Annotated in this window: 19 protein-coding genes and 1 riboswitch; of the genes, 6 read left to right on the top strand and 13 right to left on the bottom strand. The window is 73.5% G+C overall.

From position 1 onward, the window contains the following. Window positions 1-167: 167 nt before the first annotated feature. The 6 genes from AB0I49_RS22305 to AB0I49_RS22280 all read right to left on the bottom strand — a co-directional run bounded on the left by AB0I49_RS22305 (window position 168) and on the right by AB0I49_RS22280 (window position 6,683). The gene (locus AB0I49_RS22305; RefSeq protein WP_363228771.1) at window positions 168-905 is read right to left on the bottom strand and encodes a dienelactone hydrolase family protein; all 738 of its coding nucleotides are present in this window, start codon (window positions 903-905) and stop codon (window positions 168-170) included. Window positions 906-970: 65 nt separating this feature from the next. Next, a complete protein-coding gene (locus tag AB0I49_RS22300) occupies window positions 971-3,136 on the bottom strand; it encodes an MMPL family transporter (protein ID WP_363228770.1) in 2,166 nt (721 codons plus the stop codon). Window positions 3,137-3,295: 159 nt separating this feature from the next. Further along, window positions 3,296-4,006, bottom strand: coding sequence for a hypothetical protein (locus tag AB0I49_RS22295; RefSeq protein WP_363228769.1), 711 nt, complete (start codon window positions 4,004-4,006; stop codon window positions 3,296-3,298). Between the two features lie 51 nt (window positions 4,007-4,057). Then, window positions 4,058-4,546, bottom strand: a complete 489-nt coding sequence (locus tag AB0I49_RS22290) for a DUF6114 domain-containing protein (RefSeq protein ID WP_363228768.1) — start codon at window positions 4,544-4,546, stop codon at window positions 4,058-4,060. Next, window positions 4,537-5,157, bottom strand: coding sequence for a DUF6230 family protein (locus AB0I49_RS22285; protein WP_363228767.1), 621 nt, complete (start codon window positions 5,155-5,157; stop codon window positions 4,537-4,539). Before AB0I49_RS22285 ends, AB0I49_RS22290 begins: the two co-directional genes overlap by 10 nt. Before the next feature lie 257 nt (window positions 5,158-5,414). After that, entirely contained in the window at window positions 5,415-6,683 is a 1,269-nt protein-coding gene (locus AB0I49_RS22280; protein ID WP_363228766.1) for a cytochrome P450, read from the bottom strand. 230 nt (window positions 6,684-6,913) lie between these two features. Here AB0I49_RS22280 and AB0I49_RS22275 point away from each other — a divergent pair, with 230 nt between their 5' ends. Next, a complete protein-coding gene (locus AB0I49_RS22275) occupies window positions 6,914-8,083 on the top strand; it encodes a steroid 3-ketoacyl-CoA thiolase (protein ID WP_363228765.1) in 1,170 nt (389 codons plus the stop codon). An 88-nt stretch (window positions 8,084-8,171) separates the two neighbouring features. Here AB0I49_RS22275 and AB0I49_RS22270 read toward each other — a convergent pair whose 3' ends face one another. Then, entirely contained in the window at window positions 8,172-8,579 is a 408-nt protein-coding gene (locus tag AB0I49_RS22270; protein WP_363228779.1) for a transglycosylase SLT domain-containing protein, read from the bottom strand. Between the two features lie 338 nt (window positions 8,580-8,917). On the opposite strand from AB0I49_RS22270, the gene AB0I49_RS22265 reads away from it, so the two are divergent. From AB0I49_RS22265 to AB0I49_RS22255, 3 genes are all read left to right on the top strand, one after another. Then, the gene (locus tag AB0I49_RS22265; RefSeq protein ID WP_363228764.1) at window positions 8,918-9,421 is read left to right on the top strand and encodes a GNAT family N-acetyltransferase; all 504 of its coding nucleotides are present in this window, start codon (window positions 8,918-8,920) and stop codon (window positions 9,419-9,421) included. 118 nt (window positions 9,422-9,539) lie between these two features. Next, window positions 9,540-9,788: a toxin-antitoxin system HicB family antitoxin gene (locus AB0I49_RS22260; RefSeq protein ID WP_363228763.1), complete on the top strand. Its 249-nt coding sequence runs from the start codon at window positions 9,540-9,542 to the stop codon at window positions 9,786-9,788. Then, window positions 9,772-10,239: a fic family toxin-antitoxin system, toxin component gene (locus AB0I49_RS22255; RefSeq protein ID WP_363228762.1), complete on the top strand. Its 468-nt coding sequence runs from the start codon at window positions 9,772-9,774 to the stop codon at window positions 10,237-10,239. The genes AB0I49_RS22260 and AB0I49_RS22255 overlap by 17 nt, the downstream gene beginning before the upstream one ends. Before the next feature lie 100 nt (window positions 10,240-10,339). Here AB0I49_RS22255 and AB0I49_RS22250 read toward each other — a convergent pair whose 3' ends face one another. From AB0I49_RS22250 to AB0I49_RS22225, 6 genes are all read right to left on the bottom strand, one after another. Further along, the gene (locus tag AB0I49_RS22250) at window positions 10,340-11,188 is read right to left on the bottom strand and encodes an ECF transporter S component (protein WP_363228761.1); all 849 of its coding nucleotides are present in this window, start codon (window positions 11,186-11,188) and stop codon (window positions 10,340-10,342) included. Beyond that, window positions 11,185-12,882, bottom strand: a complete 1,698-nt coding sequence (locus AB0I49_RS22245; protein WP_363228760.1) for an ATP-binding cassette domain-containing protein — start codon at window positions 12,880-12,882, stop codon at window positions 11,185-11,187. The genes AB0I49_RS22250 and AB0I49_RS22245 overlap by 4 nt, the downstream gene beginning before the upstream one ends. Continuing rightward, a complete protein-coding gene (locus tag AB0I49_RS22240) occupies window positions 12,879-14,060 on the bottom strand; it encodes a CbiQ family ECF transporter T component (protein ID WP_363228778.1) in 1,182 nt (393 codons plus the stop codon). The genes AB0I49_RS22245 and AB0I49_RS22240 overlap by 4 nt, the downstream gene beginning before the upstream one ends. A gap of 83 nt (window positions 14,061-14,143) precedes the next feature. After that, window positions 14,144-14,809: an SCO2322 family protein gene (locus AB0I49_RS22235; RefSeq protein ID WP_363228759.1), complete on the bottom strand. Its 666-nt coding sequence runs from the start codon at window positions 14,807-14,809 to the stop codon at window positions 14,144-14,146. Next, a complete protein-coding gene (locus AB0I49_RS22230) occupies window positions 14,806-16,080 on the bottom strand; it encodes a prenyltransferase/squalene oxidase repeat-containing protein (protein ID WP_363228758.1) in 1,275 nt (424 codons plus the stop codon). Before AB0I49_RS22230 ends, AB0I49_RS22235 begins: the two co-directional genes overlap by 4 nt. A 186-nt stretch (window positions 16,081-16,266) precedes the next feature. Further along, a riboswitch (cobalamin riboswitch) is annotated at window positions 16,267-16,412 on the bottom strand. Window positions 16,413-16,470: 58 nt separating this feature from the next. Continuing rightward, window positions 16,471-17,514, bottom strand: a complete 1,044-nt coding sequence (locus AB0I49_RS22225) for an MBL fold metallo-hydrolase (protein ID WP_363228757.1) — start codon at window positions 17,512-17,514, stop codon at window positions 16,471-16,473. 156 nt (window positions 17,515-17,670) lie between these two features. Between AB0I49_RS22225 and AB0I49_RS22220 the strand changes: the two genes are divergently transcribed. Together AB0I49_RS22220 and AB0I49_RS22215 are read left to right on the top strand one after the other, a co-directional pair. After that, on the top strand, window positions 17,671-19,131 hold the full coding sequence (locus AB0I49_RS22220) for an aldehyde dehydrogenase (RefSeq protein WP_363228756.1): 1,461 nt from the start codon (window positions 17,671-17,673) through the stop codon (window positions 19,129-19,131). Next, entirely contained in the window at window positions 19,131-19,364 is a 234-nt protein-coding gene (locus AB0I49_RS22215; protein WP_363228754.1) for a ferredoxin, read from the top strand. The genes AB0I49_RS22220 and AB0I49_RS22215 overlap by 1 nt, the downstream gene beginning before the upstream one ends. Window positions 19,365-19,552: the final 188 nt, after the last annotated feature.

Below are 19,552 nucleotides of genomic sequence, written 5' to 3'. Positions count from 1 at the left end.
GCCGTATCCGGGCGCGGTTACCGCCCCCGACAGTTTTCCGGAACGGGTGGGGGCGGGGGGGTAAGAGTAACGAAACGCGATGGCCTGCGGGGGGGGGGCGGGGGGGGGGGCGGGGGACTCGTGGGGCCGGTCCGCGCCGGCCCCACGAGCCCGCCCCCGCCCCCCGCTCACTTCTCCGTCAGATGCTCCCCGAAAAACGCCTCGATCCGCTGCCAGGCGTCGGCCGCCGACTCCGGCTCCGGGCCGAAGCCGGTGATGCGCCGCATGACCGGGGCCAGCGCGCGCGGTACGTTCTCGGCGTCGCTCAGGAAGCTGTGCCCCGCCTTGGGGTAGAGCTTCACGTCGTGCGCGACGCCGGCGCGCTGGAGCGCCGACTCCAGCTTGGCCGCGTTGGCCCGGAACGGCTTGTCGCGCCCGCCGTAGCTCGCGACGACCGGGCACGCGCCCTCCATGGCCTTGTCCAACTCCTTCGGCAGCTGGCCGTAGTTGGCGGCCGCCGCGTCGAACCGGCCCTGCCCGGCGAGTACCAGCGCGAAGCCGCCGCCCATGCAGAACCCGATGACGCCGACCTTGCCCGTGCACGAGGGCTCGGCGAGCAGCCACTGCCGCGACGCCTCGATGTCCGCGAACGCGGGGCCGTGGCCCTGTGCCAGCTGCCGCATCGTCGGCACCATGCAGCGGATCGCCTTGCGGCCCGTATAGAGATCGGGCATCAGCGCCAGGTAACCCGCCGCCGCCATCCGCTCGTTGAGCCGCAGGTTCACCGCGTCCGCGCCCATCGCCTCGAAGATCACCACGACGCCGGGCCAGGGGCCGGCCCCCTCGGGGCGGGCGAGGTGTCCCAACAGGCGCGGCGTGCCGGAGTGTTGGGAGCTGAGCGTGGAGAGGTCCACGTTTTCATTCATGGGCGCGACCGTACGCGAGGCGCGGGTGTGATCGGCAGAGCGGCGCCGCTTCCCGGCCTCGGGGCTCAGTCCGCCGGGGACGACGGGGACGACGGGGACGACGGGGGAGGCGACGCGGTCGGCGCGGCGGGTTCCCGTTTCTCGTCGCCGTGCCCCGGCCACCACGCCGCGTGCCCGATCAGCGCCGTCAGGCTCGGCGTGAAGACCATGGCCATGACGAACGCCGACACCACGATGCCGAAGGACAGCGCGAACCCCATCTGGGAGAGCGTGGAGTTGCCCGCGAGCATCAGCGTCGCGAAGGTGCCCGCGAGGATCACGCCCGCCGCGGCGATCGTCGGCCCGGAGTGGCGGATGGCGGTGCCCGCCGCGTCGCGCGGGTCGCGGCCCTCGCGGGCCTCCTCGCGCAGCCGGGAGACCATCAGGATGTTGTAGTCGGTGCCGAGCGCGACGACGAAGAGGTACATGATCACCGGCAGCATGAACATCAGCCCTGGTTGGCTGCCGATCTGCTGGAAGAGGATCGAGGTCGCGCCGAGCGTCGCGCCGAAGCCGAGGGCGACGGACAGCATCAGATACCAGGGCGCGACGAGGCTGCGTAGCAGCAGCCCCAGGATCACCATGATGCACAGCGCGGCGACCGGGAAGACCACCGAATAGTCGCGGTCCACGGCCTTGTTGATGTCGACGTAGACGGCGGTGATGCCGCCGACGAGCGCCTTCGTGCCCCGCGGGGCGCCGTCGTGCGCGGCCGGCCGCAGCCGGTCCTTGACCGTCGACAGGGCCTCGTCGGAGGCGGGCGGGTCGGACAGGACGACGGAGTACGAGGCCGTGGAGCGGTCCGGGCTGAGCTTCGGCGCGGAGACCGAGCCGACGCCCTCGACCTTGCCCAGGTCCGTACGGAACGAGGCGGCCCGCGCCGCGCTCAGCGGGCGGTCGTCGTCCGAGGAGAGATAGACGGAGGTCGGGTCGACCGTGCCGGCCGGGAAGCCCTTCTGCATGTCCCGCATCGCCACCATCGACTCCTTGGTCTTGGGCAGCGAGGACCCGGCGAGGTCGAAGTTGGCCCGGTAGCCGAGCGCGCCGACCGCCAGACCGCCCATGACCAGGGCGGATATCAGCGCCCACACGGCGGGGCGGCGGGCGATCGACGTGCCGAGCCGGGTGAAGACGGCGCCCTTCGGCTCGTGCCGCCACGCCTTCGACGGCCAGAACACGCGGGTGCCCAGCAGGGACACTACGGCCGGTACGAGCGTGAGCCCGGCCAGCAGCGTCACGAACACCGCGATGGCGAGCGCGGGGCCCATCGACTTGAGCATGCCGAGGGTGGACAGCGCGAGCGCGGCGAAGGCGACGATCACCGCGCCGGCCGCCGAGGCGATGGCCTCGCCGACCCGCTCCACGGCGTGCACCATGCCGCTCTTGGAGTCCTCGCCGGCGCGCAGCGCCTCCCGGTACCGGAACAGCAGGAAGAGGATGTAGTCGGTGCCGACGCCGAAGAGGACGACGGTCAGCAGCTCCTGGATGGAGCTGTCCGCCTTCATGTCGAACGCCTCGTTGGCGGAGGCGATCAGTCCGGTGGCCATCGGCGAGATGAGGCCGATGAGGACGACGGGCAGCAGCGCGATGATCGGGCTGCGGAAGATGACCAGCAGCAGCAAGACGATGATCACCACCGTGCCCGCGGCCACCAGCATCCCGGCGCGCTCGGAGGATTCGCTCTCGTCCAGCGCCTGCGCGGCGGAGCCGGTGACGCCCGCCTTGAGGCCCGTACCGCGCAGGTCCGGCTTCAGATCCTCGCGCAGCTTCTTGACGGCGTCCTGCGGGCTCTTGTCGGCGGGGTCGGTCACCTTGGGCATCGCGACCGCGGCGGTCTGCACACGCTTGTTGGGGGAGGTCGAGCCGGGGGCGACGGCGTCGATGCCCTTGATCTTCTCCTTGTTCAGCGCGGTGGCGATCTTCGCCACGGACGCGCTGTCCCGCGCGGTCAGCCGGGCGCCGTCGGAGCGCTGGAAGACGATGATCGCGCCGATGTTCCGCTGCTGCGGGAAGTCCTTCTCCTGGACGTCCGACGCCCTGATCGCCTCGTAGTCGCCGGGCAGAAAGCTCGCCTCGTCGCTGCTGGAGGTGAGCTTGGGGGCGAGGGATATGACCGCCGCGGCGGCGATGACCCAGGCGAGGATCACCCACCACGGTCGGCGGACCACGAAGCGGCCCAGACTTGCGAACATGGCACAGCCTCCCGCTCGCCCCGACTCGGATCGTCGCGTCCCACCATCATGGGGTGGGGTGGGTGGCTCCGCGACTCGAATCCTGAAGCCGGGGCGGGCGGGGCGGGAGGGTCGGGCGGCCGGTGCTCAGCCGGTGCTCGGTCGGGGCCCGGCCGGTGCTCAGCCGGTGACGGTGATCTGCGACGCGGGGTCGGTCGTGTCCGTGACGTTGTAGGTGGCGTTGAACGTCGAGGTCGTGGAGCTGGTCGGGCAGCCGAAGCCGCCGACGACGTGGACCGGTACGGACGCGTTCGAGAACCCGAGCTTCGACGGCGCGCCGTTGGCCCAGGTGCCGGCGATGTTCGCCGCGGCGCTCGGCGCGGCGGTCACGGTGCAGGAGGCCAGCCCGTTGGTCTGGAGGACGAAGCCGCCGGTGGGGATCGTCAGGCTCGCGGTGGTCGGGGAGCCGTTCTGCATGGCGACGCCCCAGTTGCCGCTGGTGGTGACGGAGGCGGTCACTCCGGGGAGGCTGGCGGTGCAGGAGCTGAAGCTGGGGGCGTTGATGGGGTTCGAGACCGGGCCCGAGGGGTTGGTGTTGCCGGGGGCCGCCGGAACCTTGTTGTTGTCGCCGGAGCCGGCCGCGGAACTGGAGACCGTACAGGTCACCGTCACGGCGCCGGCCTTGAAGGTGGCCTTGCCGGTCAGGTTGGCGGAGAAGTGATGACCGGCCGGGGTGACGGTGGTCGACGCCGGAGCGATGCCGGGGGCGGAGGCGGGCGCCGATACGGGGGCCGCGGCGCCTGCGGTGCCGCCGAGGGTGAACGCGGCGGCGCAGGCGAGCCCGGCGGCCGGGGCCAGCAGGGCGCGGGCGCGTAAGGGCTGGGGTCTCATCGGATCTCCTTGCGGGATGAGGGATGAGGGATGAGGAACGAGGGATGAGGGTCAGTGCTTGCGGAGACGGGCGGGACCGGTGTCGGTGGCGGGCGGTACGTCCATGGGCCGGGTGTCGCCGGGCGGCGCCGTTCCCGGGGGCGAGGCGTCCCGCGGGCCGTCCGGTGGTGTGCCCGGCGCCGCGTCCGTACTCGGGAGCGGCTGCCAGGCGAAGATCAGGCCGCCGCCGACGATGCCCATGAGCGTCCCGATGAGGAAGCCGCCGAGGTTGGACATGACCAGCGCGGCGGCGGCGACCATGACCGTGACGATCCCGGCCAGCGACCGGTACTGCGGGGCGAACCAGGCGGCGAGCCCCATCAGGATCATGACCGCGCCCATGAGGACGGACGGGATGCCGGCGATGCCCTGATGGAGCATGACCTTCAGCGGCGCGAGCGGGATGGCGCAGATCTCGGCGCCCGCGACGACGGCGGCCAGCCCGCCCCAGAAGGGACGGCCCCGGCGCCACTGCCGCCACCGGCCCCGGATCAGAAGCATTCCTTCTTGCCCTTGGACACGTTCATGCTCAGGCCGGTGAGCTTGAACGTCGCGGCGTTGGTGGCCCACGCCGTCTGGTGCAGGTCGGTGATGTTGACGTCGTCGGCCTGCTGGGCGAACAGGTCCTGGAGGCCCTGCGCGTTGTCCGGGCCCTTGTCGAGCGTCGAGGCGTCGCGGCCGATCTCGATGTTGTGGAACGCGGCGTTGCCCGAGAGCTGGGTCGCGTCGACGAACAGGTTCTCGGCCTGGACGGGCTTGCCGCCGCCGCCGGCGGAGAGCTTCAGGGAGATGTCCCCGATGACGGGCAGGTGGGTGACGACCGACTGGCAGAGATTGTGCAGCTCGGCCTTCTTGATGGCGGTCACGGCCACCGGCAGCAGATCGCCGCGGGCGTTGGTGTCGATGCTGCCGTACTGGGCGAAGCCGTCGCCCTTGAGGCTGGAGGCCGAGACCTTGAACTGCTGTCCCGACACGGCGAACGACGCCGCCAGTGCCCCATTGGCGAGGGCGATGGCGAGCGCCGCCGTCACCGCGAGTCCGGGCACGGACAGCACGGCGAACCTCCGCCACCTGACCCGGCCCGTCACCTGTCTGCCGTGTGCGTCTTTCATGTCGTATTGCCCCTTCGATGAACGTCGCGTAGCGCTGTCGGATCACGTGGGGGGAGCGGCGGCACGACCATGCGGTTGAGCTGCCGAACAACGTGTAGGGGTCATGCCAACCGTGCGGTATACCCGAGAGTAAGTCCGCCAATGACCACTGGCAAGGTTCGGGAACGTGCCGAATTGAGCCGAGGGGGGAGGGGAGTTGGGGCGCCGTCCCGCCCCCTCGCCCGCCGCGCCCGGAACCCCTGCGCGTAGGCCGCTCCCTACGCGTAGGCCACCCCCATCTCCTTGATTCCGTTCAGCCACGCCGACCTCAGCCGCCTCGGCGCTCCCGTCAGGCGGATGTCGGGGAGGGTGTCGGCGATGGCGTTGAAGATGAGGTTGATTTCGAGGACGGCCAGGGACTTGCCCAGGCAGAAGTGCGGGCCGCCGCCGCCGAAGCCGAGGTGGGGGTTGGGGTCGCGGGCGATGTCGAAGAGCTCCGGGTGGACGAAGACCTCGGGGTCGTTGTTGGCGGAGGCGTAGAAGATGCCCACGCGCTGGCCCTTCTTGATCCGGGCCCCGCCCAGCTCCGTGTCGTGGGTGGCCGTGCGCTGGAAGGAGACGACCGGGGTCGCCCACCGCACGATCTCCTCGGCCGCCGTCGCCGGGCGCTCCCGCTTGTACAGCTCCCACTGGTCGGGGTGGGTGAGGAACGCGTGCATGCCGTGCGAAATGGCGTTGCGCGTCGTCTCGTTGCCCGCCACGGCCAGCAGCAGCACGAAGAAGCCGAACTCGTCCGAGCCGAGGTTGCCCTCGTCCTCGGCCGCCACGAGCCGGCTGACGATGTCCTCGGCCGGACACTCCTTGCGCGCGGCGGAGAGGTTCATCGCGTACGAGATGAGCTCCATGGCCGCGTTGGCGCCGACCTCTTCCGTGATGGCCAGCTCCGGGTCGTCGTACGCGATCATCTTGTTCGACCAGTCGAAGATCCTGGCCCGTTCCTCCTGCGGCACGCCGATCAGCTCGGCGATGGCCTGGAGCGGCAGTTCGCAGGCGATGTCGGTGACGAAGTCGCCGCGCCCGCTCTCCTTCGCCTCGGTCACGATCGCGGCGGCCCGGTCGCGCAGGGCGTCTTCGAGCGCCCGGATGGCGCGCGGCGTGAAGCCGCGCTGCACGATCTGGCGGACCCGGGTGTGTTCGGGCGGGTCCATGTTGAGCATGATGAGTTTCTGGACGTCGATCTGTTCGCGCTGGATGTGCTCGTTGAAGCGGATGATCGAGGTGTTGAGGCCGGCCGAGTAGGTCTCCGGCTTGGTGGAGACCTCCTTGACGTCGGCGTGGCGGGTGACGACCCAGTACCCCTCGTCGTCGAAGCCCGCGATGCCGCGCGGCTGGGCGTTCCACCAGACCGGGGAGGTCTCCCGCAGCCGCGCGAACTCCGGGAGCGGCACCCGCTGGTGGTACAGGTCGGGGTCGGTGAAGTCGAAGCCTTCGGGGAGTCCGTGGGGGAGTCCGTCGGGCAGTCCTTCGGGGTGTACGGGGCAGGACATCGGCCACTCCAGGTCTGACGGCCCATCAGAAGTTGGCCTGAAGGTAGTAACGAGTTCTATAGGTCGCAAGGGTCGCGGCGTCATCTGTTGCGTACCCGGAGCGGACGCGGTGCGTGCACGACCCTTGCGTACCGGGCCCGGCAGTCGTGAGACTGCGTGCAGAACTAGAACGGGTACTAGTTCTGCCGTGGGCGCCGGGACGCCCTGCGGACGCGAGGAGAGGACGAGTCATGGCCGCGGAACCCGTCATCGTCGAAGCCGTACGCACCCCCATCGGCAAGCGCGGGGGCGCGCTCGCCAACCTCCACCCCGCCTATCTGCTGGGCGAGACGTACCGCGAACTCCTGGCCCGTACGGGCATCCAGCCGGACTGCGTCGAGCAGATCGTCGGCGGCACGGTCACGCACGCCGGCGAGCAGTCGATGAACCCGGCGCGCAACGCCTGGCTCGCCATGGGACTGCCGTACGAGACCGCCGCCACCACCGTGGACTGCCAGTGCGGCTCGTCCCAGCAGGCCAACCACATGGTCGCCAACATGATCGCGGGCGGTGTCATCGACATCGGCATCGGCTGCGGCGTCGAGGCCATGTCGCGGGTGCCGCTGGGCAGCGGCTCCAAGCACGGGCCGGGCAAGCCCTGGCCGGACGAGTGGAACGTGGACCTCCCCAACCAGTTCCAGGCCGCCGAGCGGATCGCCCAGCGGCGCGGGCTGACCCGCGAGGACGTCGACGGGCTCGGCCTCGCCTCGCAGCGGCGCGCCGCCGCGGCCTGGGCCGAGGAGCGGTTCAAGCGCGAGACCTTCGCGGTCCAGGTGCCCACCACCGAGGAGGAGCAGACGGCCGGGCAGGGCATGTGGCGGCTGGTCGACCGCGACGAGGGGCTGCGCGATACGAGCATGGAGGCGCTCGGCGGCCTCAAGCCCGTCATGCCGACCGCCGTGCACACGGCCGGCAACTCCTCGCAGATCTCGGACGGCGCGTGCGCCGTGATGTGGGCGTCCAAGCGGATGGCGCGGGCGCTGCGGCTGCGGCCCCGCGCCCGTATCGTCGCGCAGGCGCTCGTCGGCTCCGACCCGCACTTCCACCTCGACGGGCCCATCGACGCGACGCGCGCGGTGCTCGGCAAGGCCGGGATGGCGCTCAAGGACATCGACCTCGTGGAGATCAACGAGGCGTTCGCGTCAGTGGTGTTGTCCTGGGGGCGCGTCTTCGAGCAGGACATGGCCAAGGTGAACGTGAACGGCGGCGCGATCGCGCTGGGCCACCCGGTCGGCGCGACCGGGGCCCGGCTGATCACCACCGCGCTGCATGAACTGGAGCGCAGGGACAAGGAGTTCGCGCTGATCACGATGTGCGCGGGCGGCGCGCTGGCCACGGGGACGATCATCCAGCGGCTGTGACGCCGGCGTCCTCCGCACGGCCGAGAGGGCCGACGTCAGCGACGTCGGCCCTCTCGGGGGCGGTGCCGGATCATCCGGACCGTATGGCTCAGTACCAGTTGTGGGACTGCCAGAAGGACCAGGCGGCGCACGGGCTGCCGTACGTGGAGTTCATGTACTCCAGGCCCCACTTGATCTGGGTCTCCGGGTTGGTCTTGTAGTCGGCGCCGGCCGAGGCCATCTTCGAGGCGGGCAGGGCCTGCACGAGGCCGTAGGCGCCGCTGGCGTTGGCCGCGGTGGGGTTCCAGCCGCTCTCGTGCTCGACGATGTTGCTGAAGCACTGGTACTGCGCGGCGTCCGGGATCAGCTTGTGCGCGGCGGCCTGGGGGCTGCTCGTGGCGGCGGCCTTGGGGGCGGCGGGCGCCGCGGCGTGTGCCGGGACGGAGGCGAAGACGACGCCGGCGGCGCCGAGCGCCACGGTGGCGGCAGCGGCGGCGGTCTTGGTGCGGGGGGCGATGCGGCTGATGGTGCGGGACGTCACGGGGAGATGCCTTCCGTCGGGGGCAGGTGGGAAGTGCGATGTGCGGTGCCGGACCGTCCTGCGTTCCGGCGACTCCACCGACAGTGCCTCCGAAGAGATATGTCCGCAATGCCCCCTCTTACTAGTTGACCTCGCATGCCGGGCGGAAGGTCCCGGGGTGGTCGGGGACCCGTATCTCCGCAGGTGAGGGCCGATTTTTCGAAGATCGCGACGCCGGGCGCGACAGTACGAGGCACGGTCGTAGGTGACGAAGGTCCCTGTGCGTGGCCTCACATTCCGGCGGCTGCGCGGCACAGGTGCGTAATACTCGTCGCATGTCTTCAGTTATTACCGGCAGGGGTGCGGGACGGGCGGCGGCCGGGGCCGTCGTGCGCCGCGCCACCGCCGAGGACGCGAAGCGGCTCACCGGGCTCGTACGGAACTCCCGCGCGTACCAGGGCCAGTACGCGGCCATGGTCGCCGGATACACGGTGGGGCCCGACTACATCGAGTCCCATCGCGTCTTCCTGGCCGCCGACGATCCGGGCCACGGGGGCACGGGCGCCGTGCTCGGCTTCTACGCGCTGATCGTCGAGCCGCCGGAACTGGACCTGATGTTCGTCTCCGACGCGGCCCAGGGGCGCGGCATCGGCCGGCTCCTCGTCGGGCACATGACCGCCGAGGCGCGCGCCGCCGGGCTGGACGGCGTCCGCGTCGTCTCGCACCCGCCCGCCGAGGGCTTCTACCGGAGCGTGGGCGCGCGGCGGGTCGGCATGATCCCCGCCAACCCGCCCGCCGTGCTCTGGGACCGGCCGGAGCTGGTCTTTCCCATCGGCTGACCCCTCGGTCCGGTCGGCTCGCCGGCGGCCTGCCCCGCGCGGCAGCCGGCCGTCGCTGTGTGTGACAGGTACTGGCCAAGGCTGGTGGGCCGCCGCTAGGCCCGGCTAGCTTCCCCGCATGGGGACCACGAAGACGCAGTTCAACGTCCGGCTGTCGCCGGAGGCCGCCGAGGCGGCCCGGCACGCGGCGACGGACCAGCGCATCAGTCTCAACGAGTACATCGAGCGGCTGATCAACGCCGACACCGACACCAAGCGCGCCGCGTCGCGCCGGGCCGCCGGGCGCTTCATCGCGGAGTGGGGGGAGTTCATCGAGGCCGAGGCGGCACGGGCGGACGGCGAGGCGCGGCGTGCTGTCTCCGGGTGACCGGCCGGCCCGGGGAGACGGCCGTACGAACGGGGACACGGGCGCGCCCGCCCGCGCCCAAGGCGGCGGCAGGGCCACCGCCGGGCCCGACGTCGATCTGGCCTGGGTGCTGGAGACCGCCGAGGACGCCGGCGCGTACGGGTACGGGCGGGCGCCCGCCGACTTCGGCGTGGGCATCGCCGCCGTCGAGCGGCACCGGGCCGGGCTGCTGGGCCGCCCCGTGTACGACAGCGCCTTCGAGCGCGCCGCCGCGCTCGCGCACGCGCTCAGCCTGGACTGGCTGGAGCGTGCCAACACGACGGTCGCCGCCGCTTGCGCCGTGCGGTACCTCAGCGAGTCGGGGCCCGTACGGGTCCCCGGCCGGGCCGCCGTCGCCGAGCTGGCGCGGGAGCTGCGCAATCCGGCGCGCACGGTGCGGACCATCGCGGCCGTGCTGCGGCATTGGAGCTGACGCTCCGAGGCGGGGGCGAGGGCGCGCAACGCCGTCGGCTGCGGGTGCGTCGTGGCTGGTCGCGCAGTTCCCCGCGCCCCTATGGGGCCGGTGTGGTCGGTCAGTGCGGGGCGGTGAACTCCGCCGGTGCGTCGAAGGCCGCCCTTCGCGTCGCCCTGCGCAGCGCCTTCAGCACCGTCGGGCCCAGCGCGAGCGTCAGGGTGATCGTGACGATCGCGCGGGGCAGGTCCCAGCCCAGGGACGTGGCGAGGCAGTACGCGATGAAGCGGGCCAGGTTGTCGGGGAGCGGGTCGCCCGGCACGAAGGAGACGCCCGAGGTGAGCCCGCCGATGTAGGGCCAGCCCTGAAGGTTCATGACCGTGCCGTAGAGGAGCGAGGCGACGGCCCCGTACGCCGCGAGCATCGCCGTCTCGCGGCGCCCGCGCAGCCGGTCCGGGCCCGGCAGCAGCCCCGCGCCCATCGACACCCACCCCATCGACAGCATCTGGAACGGCATCCACGGCCCCACGCCGCCCGTCAGCAGCGCCGACGCGAACATCGACACCGCGCCCAGCACGAAGCCGAAGCCGGGGCCGAGCACCCGGCCGGACAGCACCATCAGGAAGAACATCGGCTCGATGCCGGCCGTGCCCGCGCCCAGCGGGCGCAGCGCCGCGCCCGCCGCCGCCAGGACGCCGAGCATCGCGATGGCCTTGGCGTCCAGTCCGGTGTCGGCGATCGTCGCCACGACGACCGCCAGCAGCAGCGGGAGCAGCGCGGCGAACAGCCACGGCGCGTCCCTGGAGTGCGCGAGGCCGGAGGCGGAGTCGGCGAGCAGCGGCCAGCCGAAGGCGGCCACGCCGATCGCGGAGATCAGGACGAGGGCCGCCACGGAGCGGGGGCCGAGCCGGATCGCCCTCGCCTGCCGGTCGGCCGCCTCGGTCGCCCCGAAGGCCCGGAACGCGTTCACGCGGTCGGCTCCAGTACGGCGCGCACCTGCGGGACCGTCAGCCACGGCAGCGGCGCGAGGACCTTCGAGACCTGCGGGGCGAAGGCGGGGGACGAGACGACGACCTCGGCCGTCGGCCCGTCCGCGACGATCTCCCCGTCGGCGAGGATCACCACCCGGTGGGCCAGCTCGGCGGCCAGCTCCACGTCATGGGTGGCCAGCACGATCGCGTGGCCGTCCGCCGCCAGGGCCCGCAGGATCTCCACGAGGCGGGCCTTGGCCGCGTAGTCGAGGCCGCGCGTCGGCTCGTCCAGGAGGATCAGCGGCGGCCGGGCCGTCAGCACGATCGCCAGCGCGAGCGCGAGCCGCTGGCCCTCGGACAGGTCGCGCGGGTGCGTGGAGTCCGGTACGTCCGGGAGCAGCTCGCCGACCAGCGCCCGGCAGGCGCCGGGGGCCGCGCCCGCGTCGTGGTCGGCGGCCTCGCACTCGGCGCGCACGGTGTCCGCGTACAGCAGGTCGCGGGGCTCCTGCGGTACGAGCCCGACGCGGCGCAGCAGCTCCCGCGGGCCGGTGCGGTGCGGTACGTGCCCGCCGACGCGCGCGGCGCCGCCCGCCGGTTCGTGCATGCCGACGAGGGTGCGCAGCAGCGTGGACTTGCCCGCGCCGTTGCGGCCCATCAGCGCGACGGCCTCGCCCGCCCGTACGGTCAGTTCGACGCCGCTGAGCGCTTCGACGCGGCCGCGGCGCACCGAGAGCCCGGCGACGGCGGCGGGCGGCGCGTCGGCCGTCTTCTCCTCGACCGCCTTGCGGAACAGGCGCGGGCGGCGCGCCGCCCCATCGTCACTGGCCCGGCGGCCCGCGGCGCCGGCCGGGGGCGCGGGCGGGGTGAGGCCGGACAGCCGCTCGCGCAGCGGCCCGGCCTTGCGGCGGGCGTCCCGTACGGACAGCGGCAGCGGCGACCAGTCCGCGAGGCGGCCGAGGTCGACCACGGGCGGGCGGACCGGCGAGCGCGCCATGACCGCGGCCGGGTCGCCGACGACGGGCGGTGCGCCGGGGGAGGGGAGCAGGATCACCTGGTCCGCGTACTGCACGACCCGCTCCAGCCGGTGCTCGGCCAGCAGGATCGTGGTGCCGAGGTCGTGGACGAGCCGCTGGAGGACCGCGAGGACCTCCTCGGCGGCGGCCGGGTCGAGCGCGGACGTCGGCTCGTCGAGCACGAGCACCTTGGGGTGGGTGGTGAGCACCGAGCCGATGGCGACGCGCTGCTGCTGGCCGCCGGAGAGGGTGGTGATGGGCCGGTCGCGCAGCTCGGCGAGGCCGAGCAGGTCGAGGGTCTCCTCGACGCGGCGGCGCATCACGTCGGGGGCCAGGCCCAGCGACTCCATGCCGTAGGCCAGCTCGTCCTCGACGGTGTCGGTGACGAAGTGGGAGAGCGGGTCCTGGCCGACGGTGCCGACGGCGTCGGCGAGCTCGCGCGGCTTGTGGGTGCGGGTGTCGCGGCCCGCGACGGTGACGCGGCCGTGCAGGGTGCCGCCGGTGAAGTGCGGTACGAGGCCGCTCACCGCGCCCAGCATGGTCGATTTGCCGACTCCGGACGGCCCGACCAGCAGCGCCAGCTCCCCCTCGGGCACGGCCAGGTCCACGCCCTGGATCGCGGGCGCGGTCGCGTTGTCGTACGTGACCGACACCTGCTCGAAGCGGATCGCTGCGCTCACTGTCCGGCCTCCTTCGGGTACGGGCCGGGCTCGCCGCCCGGGGGGTGCGGAGCGGACGGTGCGCCGCGCCGGCCGGGCGGTCGCGTACCGCGGACCGGCGCCGGAGCGGCGACGGCGGGCAGCAGCCCCAGCAGCACAGAGGCCGCGGGCCACAGCGGCAGGCCGGGCGCGGTCAGCGGCACGGCCGGGGGGTGCAGCGGCTGCGCGGCGTACGAACCGGCCCAGATCATCAGGCCCGCCACGGCGATGCCCGAACCCGACACCAGCCAGGCCCGCGCGCCCCACCGGTCGGGGCGGTAGCGGCTGCGCACCGAGCGCCGCCCGCCCAGCCACAGGCCGCCCATCGCGGCGACGAGCCCGGCCAGCAGCACCGGCAGCCCGTATCCGGCGCCCTCCTCGGCGAGCAGCCCGTACGTACCGGCGCACACGCCGAGCAGCCCGCCCAGCGTCAGGCAGGTGGTGGTGTGCCGCACGGCGGGCGGGACCTGGGCGGTACGGCCGTAGCCGCGCGCGTCCATCGCCGCCGCCAGGGCCACCGAGCGCTCCAGCGCGCCCTCCAGCACCGGCAGCCCGACCTGGAGCAGCGCCTTCGCGCCGCGGTCGGGGCGGCCGCGCAGCCGGCGGGCGGCGCGCAGTCGCGCCACGTCGGCGACGAGGTTCGGCGCGAACGTCATGGCGACGACGATCGCGACGCCCGCCTCGTACAGCGCGCCCGGCAGGGACTTCAGCAGCCGCGCCGGGTTCGCCAGCGCGTTCGCCGCGCCGACGCAGATCAGGAGGGTCGCGAGCTTGAGCCCGTCGTACAGCGCGAACACCAGCCCCTCCGCCGTCACCCGGCCGCCGATCCGCACCCCGCGCGCCCAGTCGGGCAGCGGCACCTCGGGCAGGGTGACGATCGTGTGCGTACCGGGGATCGGGGACCCCAGCACGACGGCGAACACCAGCCGGATGCCCAGCACCAGCAGCCCCAGCTTGAGGAACGCCCCGTACGACCGCGCCCACGGCGCGTCCGTGCGCCGCGCCGCCACCACATACCCCGCGACGCCGACCAGCAGGCACAGCAGCAGCGGATTGGTCGTACGGGAGGCGGCCGTGGCGAGCCCGAGCGCCCACAGCCACCAGGCGCCGGGGTGCAGGGCGCCGCTCCGGGAGGCCAGCGGGGCACGGGCGCGGCCCATGGCCTCGGTCGCCGCACGGCCGCGCGGCGACCGCACCTCGTGCTCGTCCGCCCGCGTCCTGCGCTCCGGCCGTTTCATCCGCTTCATCCGCGGCGGCGGCGCGCCTGCCACCAGGCGGCGGCCCCGAGGGCGACGACGGCGGCGGCGCCGCCGATCAGCCCGGCGGACGGGCCGCCTCCGCCGTCGTCCTTCTTCGCGGCGCCGGTCGTCTCGGCCGGCGCCGGGGTCTTCTTCCCGCCGTCGGCCACCTGCTCGCCGCACCCCGACTTCGGGTAGCCGTCGATGGCGCACAGCAGCGCCGCCGAGTTGTAGCGCAGCGGCTTCGCGACCGCCGCCAGCGCCTCGCTTGCGCTGGCGTCCCTGCCGACGCGCGCGCAGGCTGTACGGGCCTGGGGCGGCGTCCCGCCGTCGGGCGCGTCGGCGGCGGTGCCGAAGTCCACGACGAGGGCGACGCGCTTGCTGCCGCCCTTGGCGGGGGTGTCCGCGCAGATCGCGCCGAAGTCCGCCGCCCGGCGCGGCTTCGCGGCCTGCGAGGAGTCCTGGCTGACGGCGAACCGGAAGCCGAGCGTGTCGCCGTCGTCGGGCCGCGCCACCGAGGGGCCCTGCGTGGCGTACGTCCACCCCTGGCCGGAGCTCTCCCAGAACGACCAGTAGCGGTAGCCGTCCGCGTGCGCGGGCGCGGCGCCCAGGACGGCGAGCGCCCCGGCGAGCAGCGCCGTGCCCGACGCCCGGCGCAGGCGGCCCGTCACAGCTTCGGGTTCTTCTTGCGGCCGCTGAGCAGGAAGCCGACGCCGATGCCCGCCACCAGGCAGACGCCCACGAACCACCAGAGGCCGAACCCGCCCTCGTCCTTCTTCTCGTCCTTCGCGTCCTTCTTCGACGCGTCCGCCGCCGCCTCCGGCTTCGGGCCGGTCGCGTTCAGCTGCTGTACGAGGTCGCCGCCGACGGTGCGCGGGTCCGTACCGGACGCCTTGGCCGCCAGGATCAGCTTCGCGAGCTTGCCGGGGTCGCCCTTGGCCCAGGCGGCGGCGCCGTTCTTGTCGTCGCGCAGCCACCCCATGGCCTTGCCGGCGGCGTCGGTGTGGCCGCCCGCCGCGAGCGCGGCGACCGCGTCGGCGGTGGCCCCGAAGTCGGGCTTGTCGGACTTGGGGTCCATGGCGGAGGTCAGGTGCTGACCGCTGCCGCTGAGCTTCGCCGCCAGATACGCGGACCCGGCGTCGGCCGCGGCGGCGGCGTTCTCCGCCTTGGCCTTGTCCTTGTCGCCGTCGCCCTTCGCGCAGTCGAGCGGCTTCGGGGCCTTGTCCCCGCCGCTCGGGTGCTCGACCAGATACCCCTTGCCCGTCGCGGCCAGCGTCGCCGCCGCGCTCGCGAGGTCGTTGGCGAGCAGCTGCCCCTTCTGCGGCAGATAGGCGAAGGCCCCGCGCTCGCCCTCCTTGGCGTCGCAGCCGAGCTGGAAGGAGAGCAGCGCGTCGTACGGGGTCTTGCCGCCCTTGGCCGTGGCCTTCGCCGGGTCCTGGCCGGCCGCCGCGTACGCGCCGACGGCCGTCGCGGTGGAGTTGGCGTTGCTGGGGTTGCCGGGCTGCGCGCCCCAGCCGCCGTCCTCGTTCTGCGTGGACTTGAGCCAGTCGAGCCCCTTCTTCACCTGGGCGCCGCGCCCGCCGACCGTGGCGAGCCCCTGCACGGCGGCGGCCGTGGCGTCGGTGAACTCGCCCTTCTTCGCGTCGCAGGGCGTGCCGGTGTCGGCGCGGTACCCGGCGAAGCCGCCGTCCGCGCACTGCTGCCCGGCCAGCCAGTCCACGGCCGACTTGGCGGGCGTGACGCCCACCGAATCCTGCGCGAGGAAGGCCAGGGACTGCCGGAACACGCCGTCGAACTGCGGGTTCGTCGTCCCGTACAGCCCCGGCGCCGCCGGGGGCGGCGAATCGGCGGAGGCGGCGGGGGCCGCGGCCGCGCTCAGCAGGGCGGCGGCGGCCAGAGCCGCGGCGCCGCGGCGCGCGTGGACGGCGGGGGAGGGGGCCATGGGGTCGGTGCCTCTCGGTGAAGGTCGCAACGGTGGGTGCTGCACAGCGGTGGGTGGTACACAGCCGTGCACGGCCGCCCACCCGCGCGCTGTCGTCGGACCGCGCGGTGGCACCGGGCTCAGCTCCGTATACCTCGACGGTGCCGGTCGCCGGGCGCCGCCGCCAGGCGGACGCGTCCGGCTCCGGGAGCCTGTTCGCCCCATCGCGGGTGCTCCGGCTCGTACGGCCGTACGCGCGGGGCTACGGCCGCACTCACGGTTGCGGGTCAGCGCCGGAGTCGCACCGGCTTTCCCCGTGGCGAGGCGGGATGAAGTTGTGCAGAACACTCTAACGGGCGGGTCCCGCCCGTTCCGCTGACGGGCGGGCCGGGGCCTCCTGGCGTACGTGCCTCATACCGCCCGGTACGTGACGGGCCCGCTCCCCGGCACCGCCTCCGCGTGGCCGAGCTTCACGAGCCGCCGCAGGTGGGCCTCCGCCTCGGAGACGGCGATGTTGCGGGAGGTGTAGGGGATGTCGGCCCAGGGGCGGTTCCACTCCATGGCCGCGGCGAGCTGCCAGGGCGTCCTGGGGGCGGCGAGCAGTTCGCGCAGGCCGGCGAGGCGGGAGCGGTGGTGGTCGAGGAGTTCGCGCACGCGGCCGGGGGCGTCGGCGAAGGGGTGCTGATGGGCGGGGAGCACCTCGGCGGGGGCGAGGGCGGCGACGCGTTCGAGGGAGGCGAGGTAGTCGCCGAGCGGGTCGATGGAGGTGGCCTCCTCGGCTTCCGGGTCCTCGTACAGGCCGATGTGCGGCGTGATGCCCGGCAGCAGGTGGTCGCCGGAGAAGAGCCGGCCGTGGCCGGGCCGCCCGGCGGGGTGGGCCTCTTCGAGGTGGAGGCAGACGTGGCCGGGCGTGTGGCCGGGGGTCCAGACGGCGCGGAGCCGGCGGCCGGGGAGGTCGAGGAGTTCGCCCGGCTCGATGGCCCGGTCGGGCAGCGCGGCCCGCTGCCCGGGGAGGGGGCGGGCGCGCCCTTCGGCGAGCGCGGCCGTCAGCGGGGCGAGGTGGTCGTCGGGCGCGCCCGCGGCGGCGAGCTTGTCGACGAGGTAGCCGAGCCAGCGCGCGGGCTCCGCCTCGCGCGTGCGCCGCACCACGTCCGCGTCGGCGGCGTGCATGGCGATCCACGCCCCCGACTCCTCGCGGACCCGCCCGGAGAGGCCGTGGTGGTCGGGGTGGTGGTGGGTGATGAGCACGCCGCGCAGTTCGGAGGCGGCCGTGCCGCACTCCGCGAGCCCGGTGGCGAGCGCGTCCCAGGAGTCGGGGTCGTCCCATCCGGTGTCGATGAGGACGGGGCCGTCGTCGGTGTCGAGGAGGTATATGAGGGTGTGCCCGAGGGGGTTGTCCGGTATGGGGACGGGGATGGACCAGACCCCGCCGCCGTGGTCCGTGACGCGTGCCATGCCGGGTCCCCTCTCACCGTGGTCCGCCGCGTCCCGCGTCGGATCCATTGCCCACTATAACTAGAACTGGTATCAGTTCTGATGCAGCGTCAGAACGGTTGCCGGCACCGGCGGCCGTACGGGCAGGGGCCAAGCCAACCCGCGGGAGGCTCACACATGAGCGACCTCATCGAGCACGGACAGCTCTTCATCGGCGGCGAGTTGACCGATCCGGCAGGCCGGGACGTCATCGAGGTCGTCTCGCCGCACACGGAGCAGGTCATCGGCAGGGTGCCGCACGCCACGCGCGCGGACGTCGACAAGGCGGTCGCCGCCGCCCGCGCCTCCTTCGACTCCGGGGTCTGGGCGAACCGCACCCTGGACGAGCGCATCGAGGTCGTCACCCGCATCAAGGACGCCGTCGCCGCGCGCCACGAGGAGATCGCCCGGCTCATCTCGGCCCAGAACGGCTCCCCGTCCTCCTGGAGCGTCCTCGCGCAGGCGCTCGGCGCGATGATGGTCTGGGACTGCGCGATCACCGTCGCGCGCGACTTCCCGTACGAGGAGCGGCGGGCCGGAGTGCTCGGGCCGCTGCTGGTGCGGCGCGAGCCGGTCGGCGTGGTGGCGGCCGTGGTGCCGTGGAACGTGCCGCAGTTCGTGGCCGCCGCGAAGCTCGCGCCCGCGCTGCTCGCCGGCTGCTCGGTGGTGCTCAAGCCGTCGCCGGAGACGCCGCTGGACGCGTACGTGCTGGCCGAGATCGCCGCCGAGGCGGGGCTGCCGCGCGGGGTGCTGTCGGTCCTGCCTGCCGGCCGGGAGGTCAGCGAGTACCTGGTCGGCCACCCCGGCGTCGACAAGGTCTCCTTCACCGGGTCCGTCGAGGCCGGGCGGCGCGTCATGGAGGTGGCCGCCCGCAACCTGACCCGCGTCACCCTCGAACTCGGCGGCAAGTCGGCCGCCGTCATCCTGCCCGACGCCGATCTGGACGCGGCCGTCGCCGGGATCGTGCCGAGCGCCTGGATGAACAACGGGCAGGCGTGCGTGGCCCAGACCCGCGTGCTCGCGCCCCGCGCCCGCTACGACGAGATCGCGGAGCGGCTCGCCGCCGCCGCGGGCGCGCTCGTGGTGGGCGACCCGATGGACGCCGCCACCGAGGTCGGCCCGCTCGTCGCGCGCCGGCAGCGGCAGCGGTCGCTGGACTACATCGCCATCGGGCAGCAGGAGGGCGCCAAGCTCCTCACCGGGGGCGGGCGGCCGGCAGACCAGGAGACGGGCTGGTACGTGGAGCCGACGCTCTTCGGCGACGTCGCCAACTCCATGCGGATCGCCCGCGAGGAGATCTTCGGGCCGGTCGTCTGCCTGCTGCCGTACGAGGGGGAGGAGGAGGCGGTGCGGATCGCCAACGACTCCGACTACGGGCTGTCCGGCAGCGTCTGGACCGCCGACGTCGAGCGCGGCATCGACGTCGCGCGCCGGGTGCGCACCGGCACGTACTGCGTGAACACCTTCAGCCTCGACATGCTCGGCCCGTTCGGCGGCTACAAGAACTCCGGCCTGGGCCGGGAGTTCGGGCCCGAGGGGTTCTCGGAGTACCTGGAGCACAAGATGATCCACCTGCCCGCGGGCTACGGGGACAGCTGATGAGCGACCGCTGGCACGTCGAGGTCGACCGGGGCGTGTGCATCGGCTCCGGCATGTGCGCGGGCGCCGCGCCCGAGGCGTTCCGGCTCGACGCGGCGCGCCAGTCGCACCCGGTGGACGCCGAACGGGACGCCTCGGAATCCGTGCTCGCCGCGGCCGAGAGCTGTCCCGTCGAGGCCATCGCCATCACGGATCTCGCCAGCGGGGAGGCGGTATTCCCGCCCGAGGAATAGCGCCCGTCCGCGCCTGTCCGTACTCACCGGCCCGTGCTTGCCCGTACGTGCCGACTCGTGCTTTCCCGCACCTACTAGCGCGTACTAGCGGTTACTTGTGAGTTCCGCACGGCCGCTTCATGACAACCGTGACTGTCAGTTCCCCCGACGGCGTGGAAATCTCGATGCAACGTCGTCGAGGGGGGTCC

The sequence above is a fragment of the Streptomyces sp. NPDC050617 genome, assembly GCF_040654795.1.
Taxonomy (GTDB): domain Bacteria; phylum Actinomycetota; class Actinomycetes; order Streptomycetales; family Streptomycetaceae; genus Streptomyces.
This window is presented reverse-complemented; position numbering and strand designations above follow the sequence as displayed.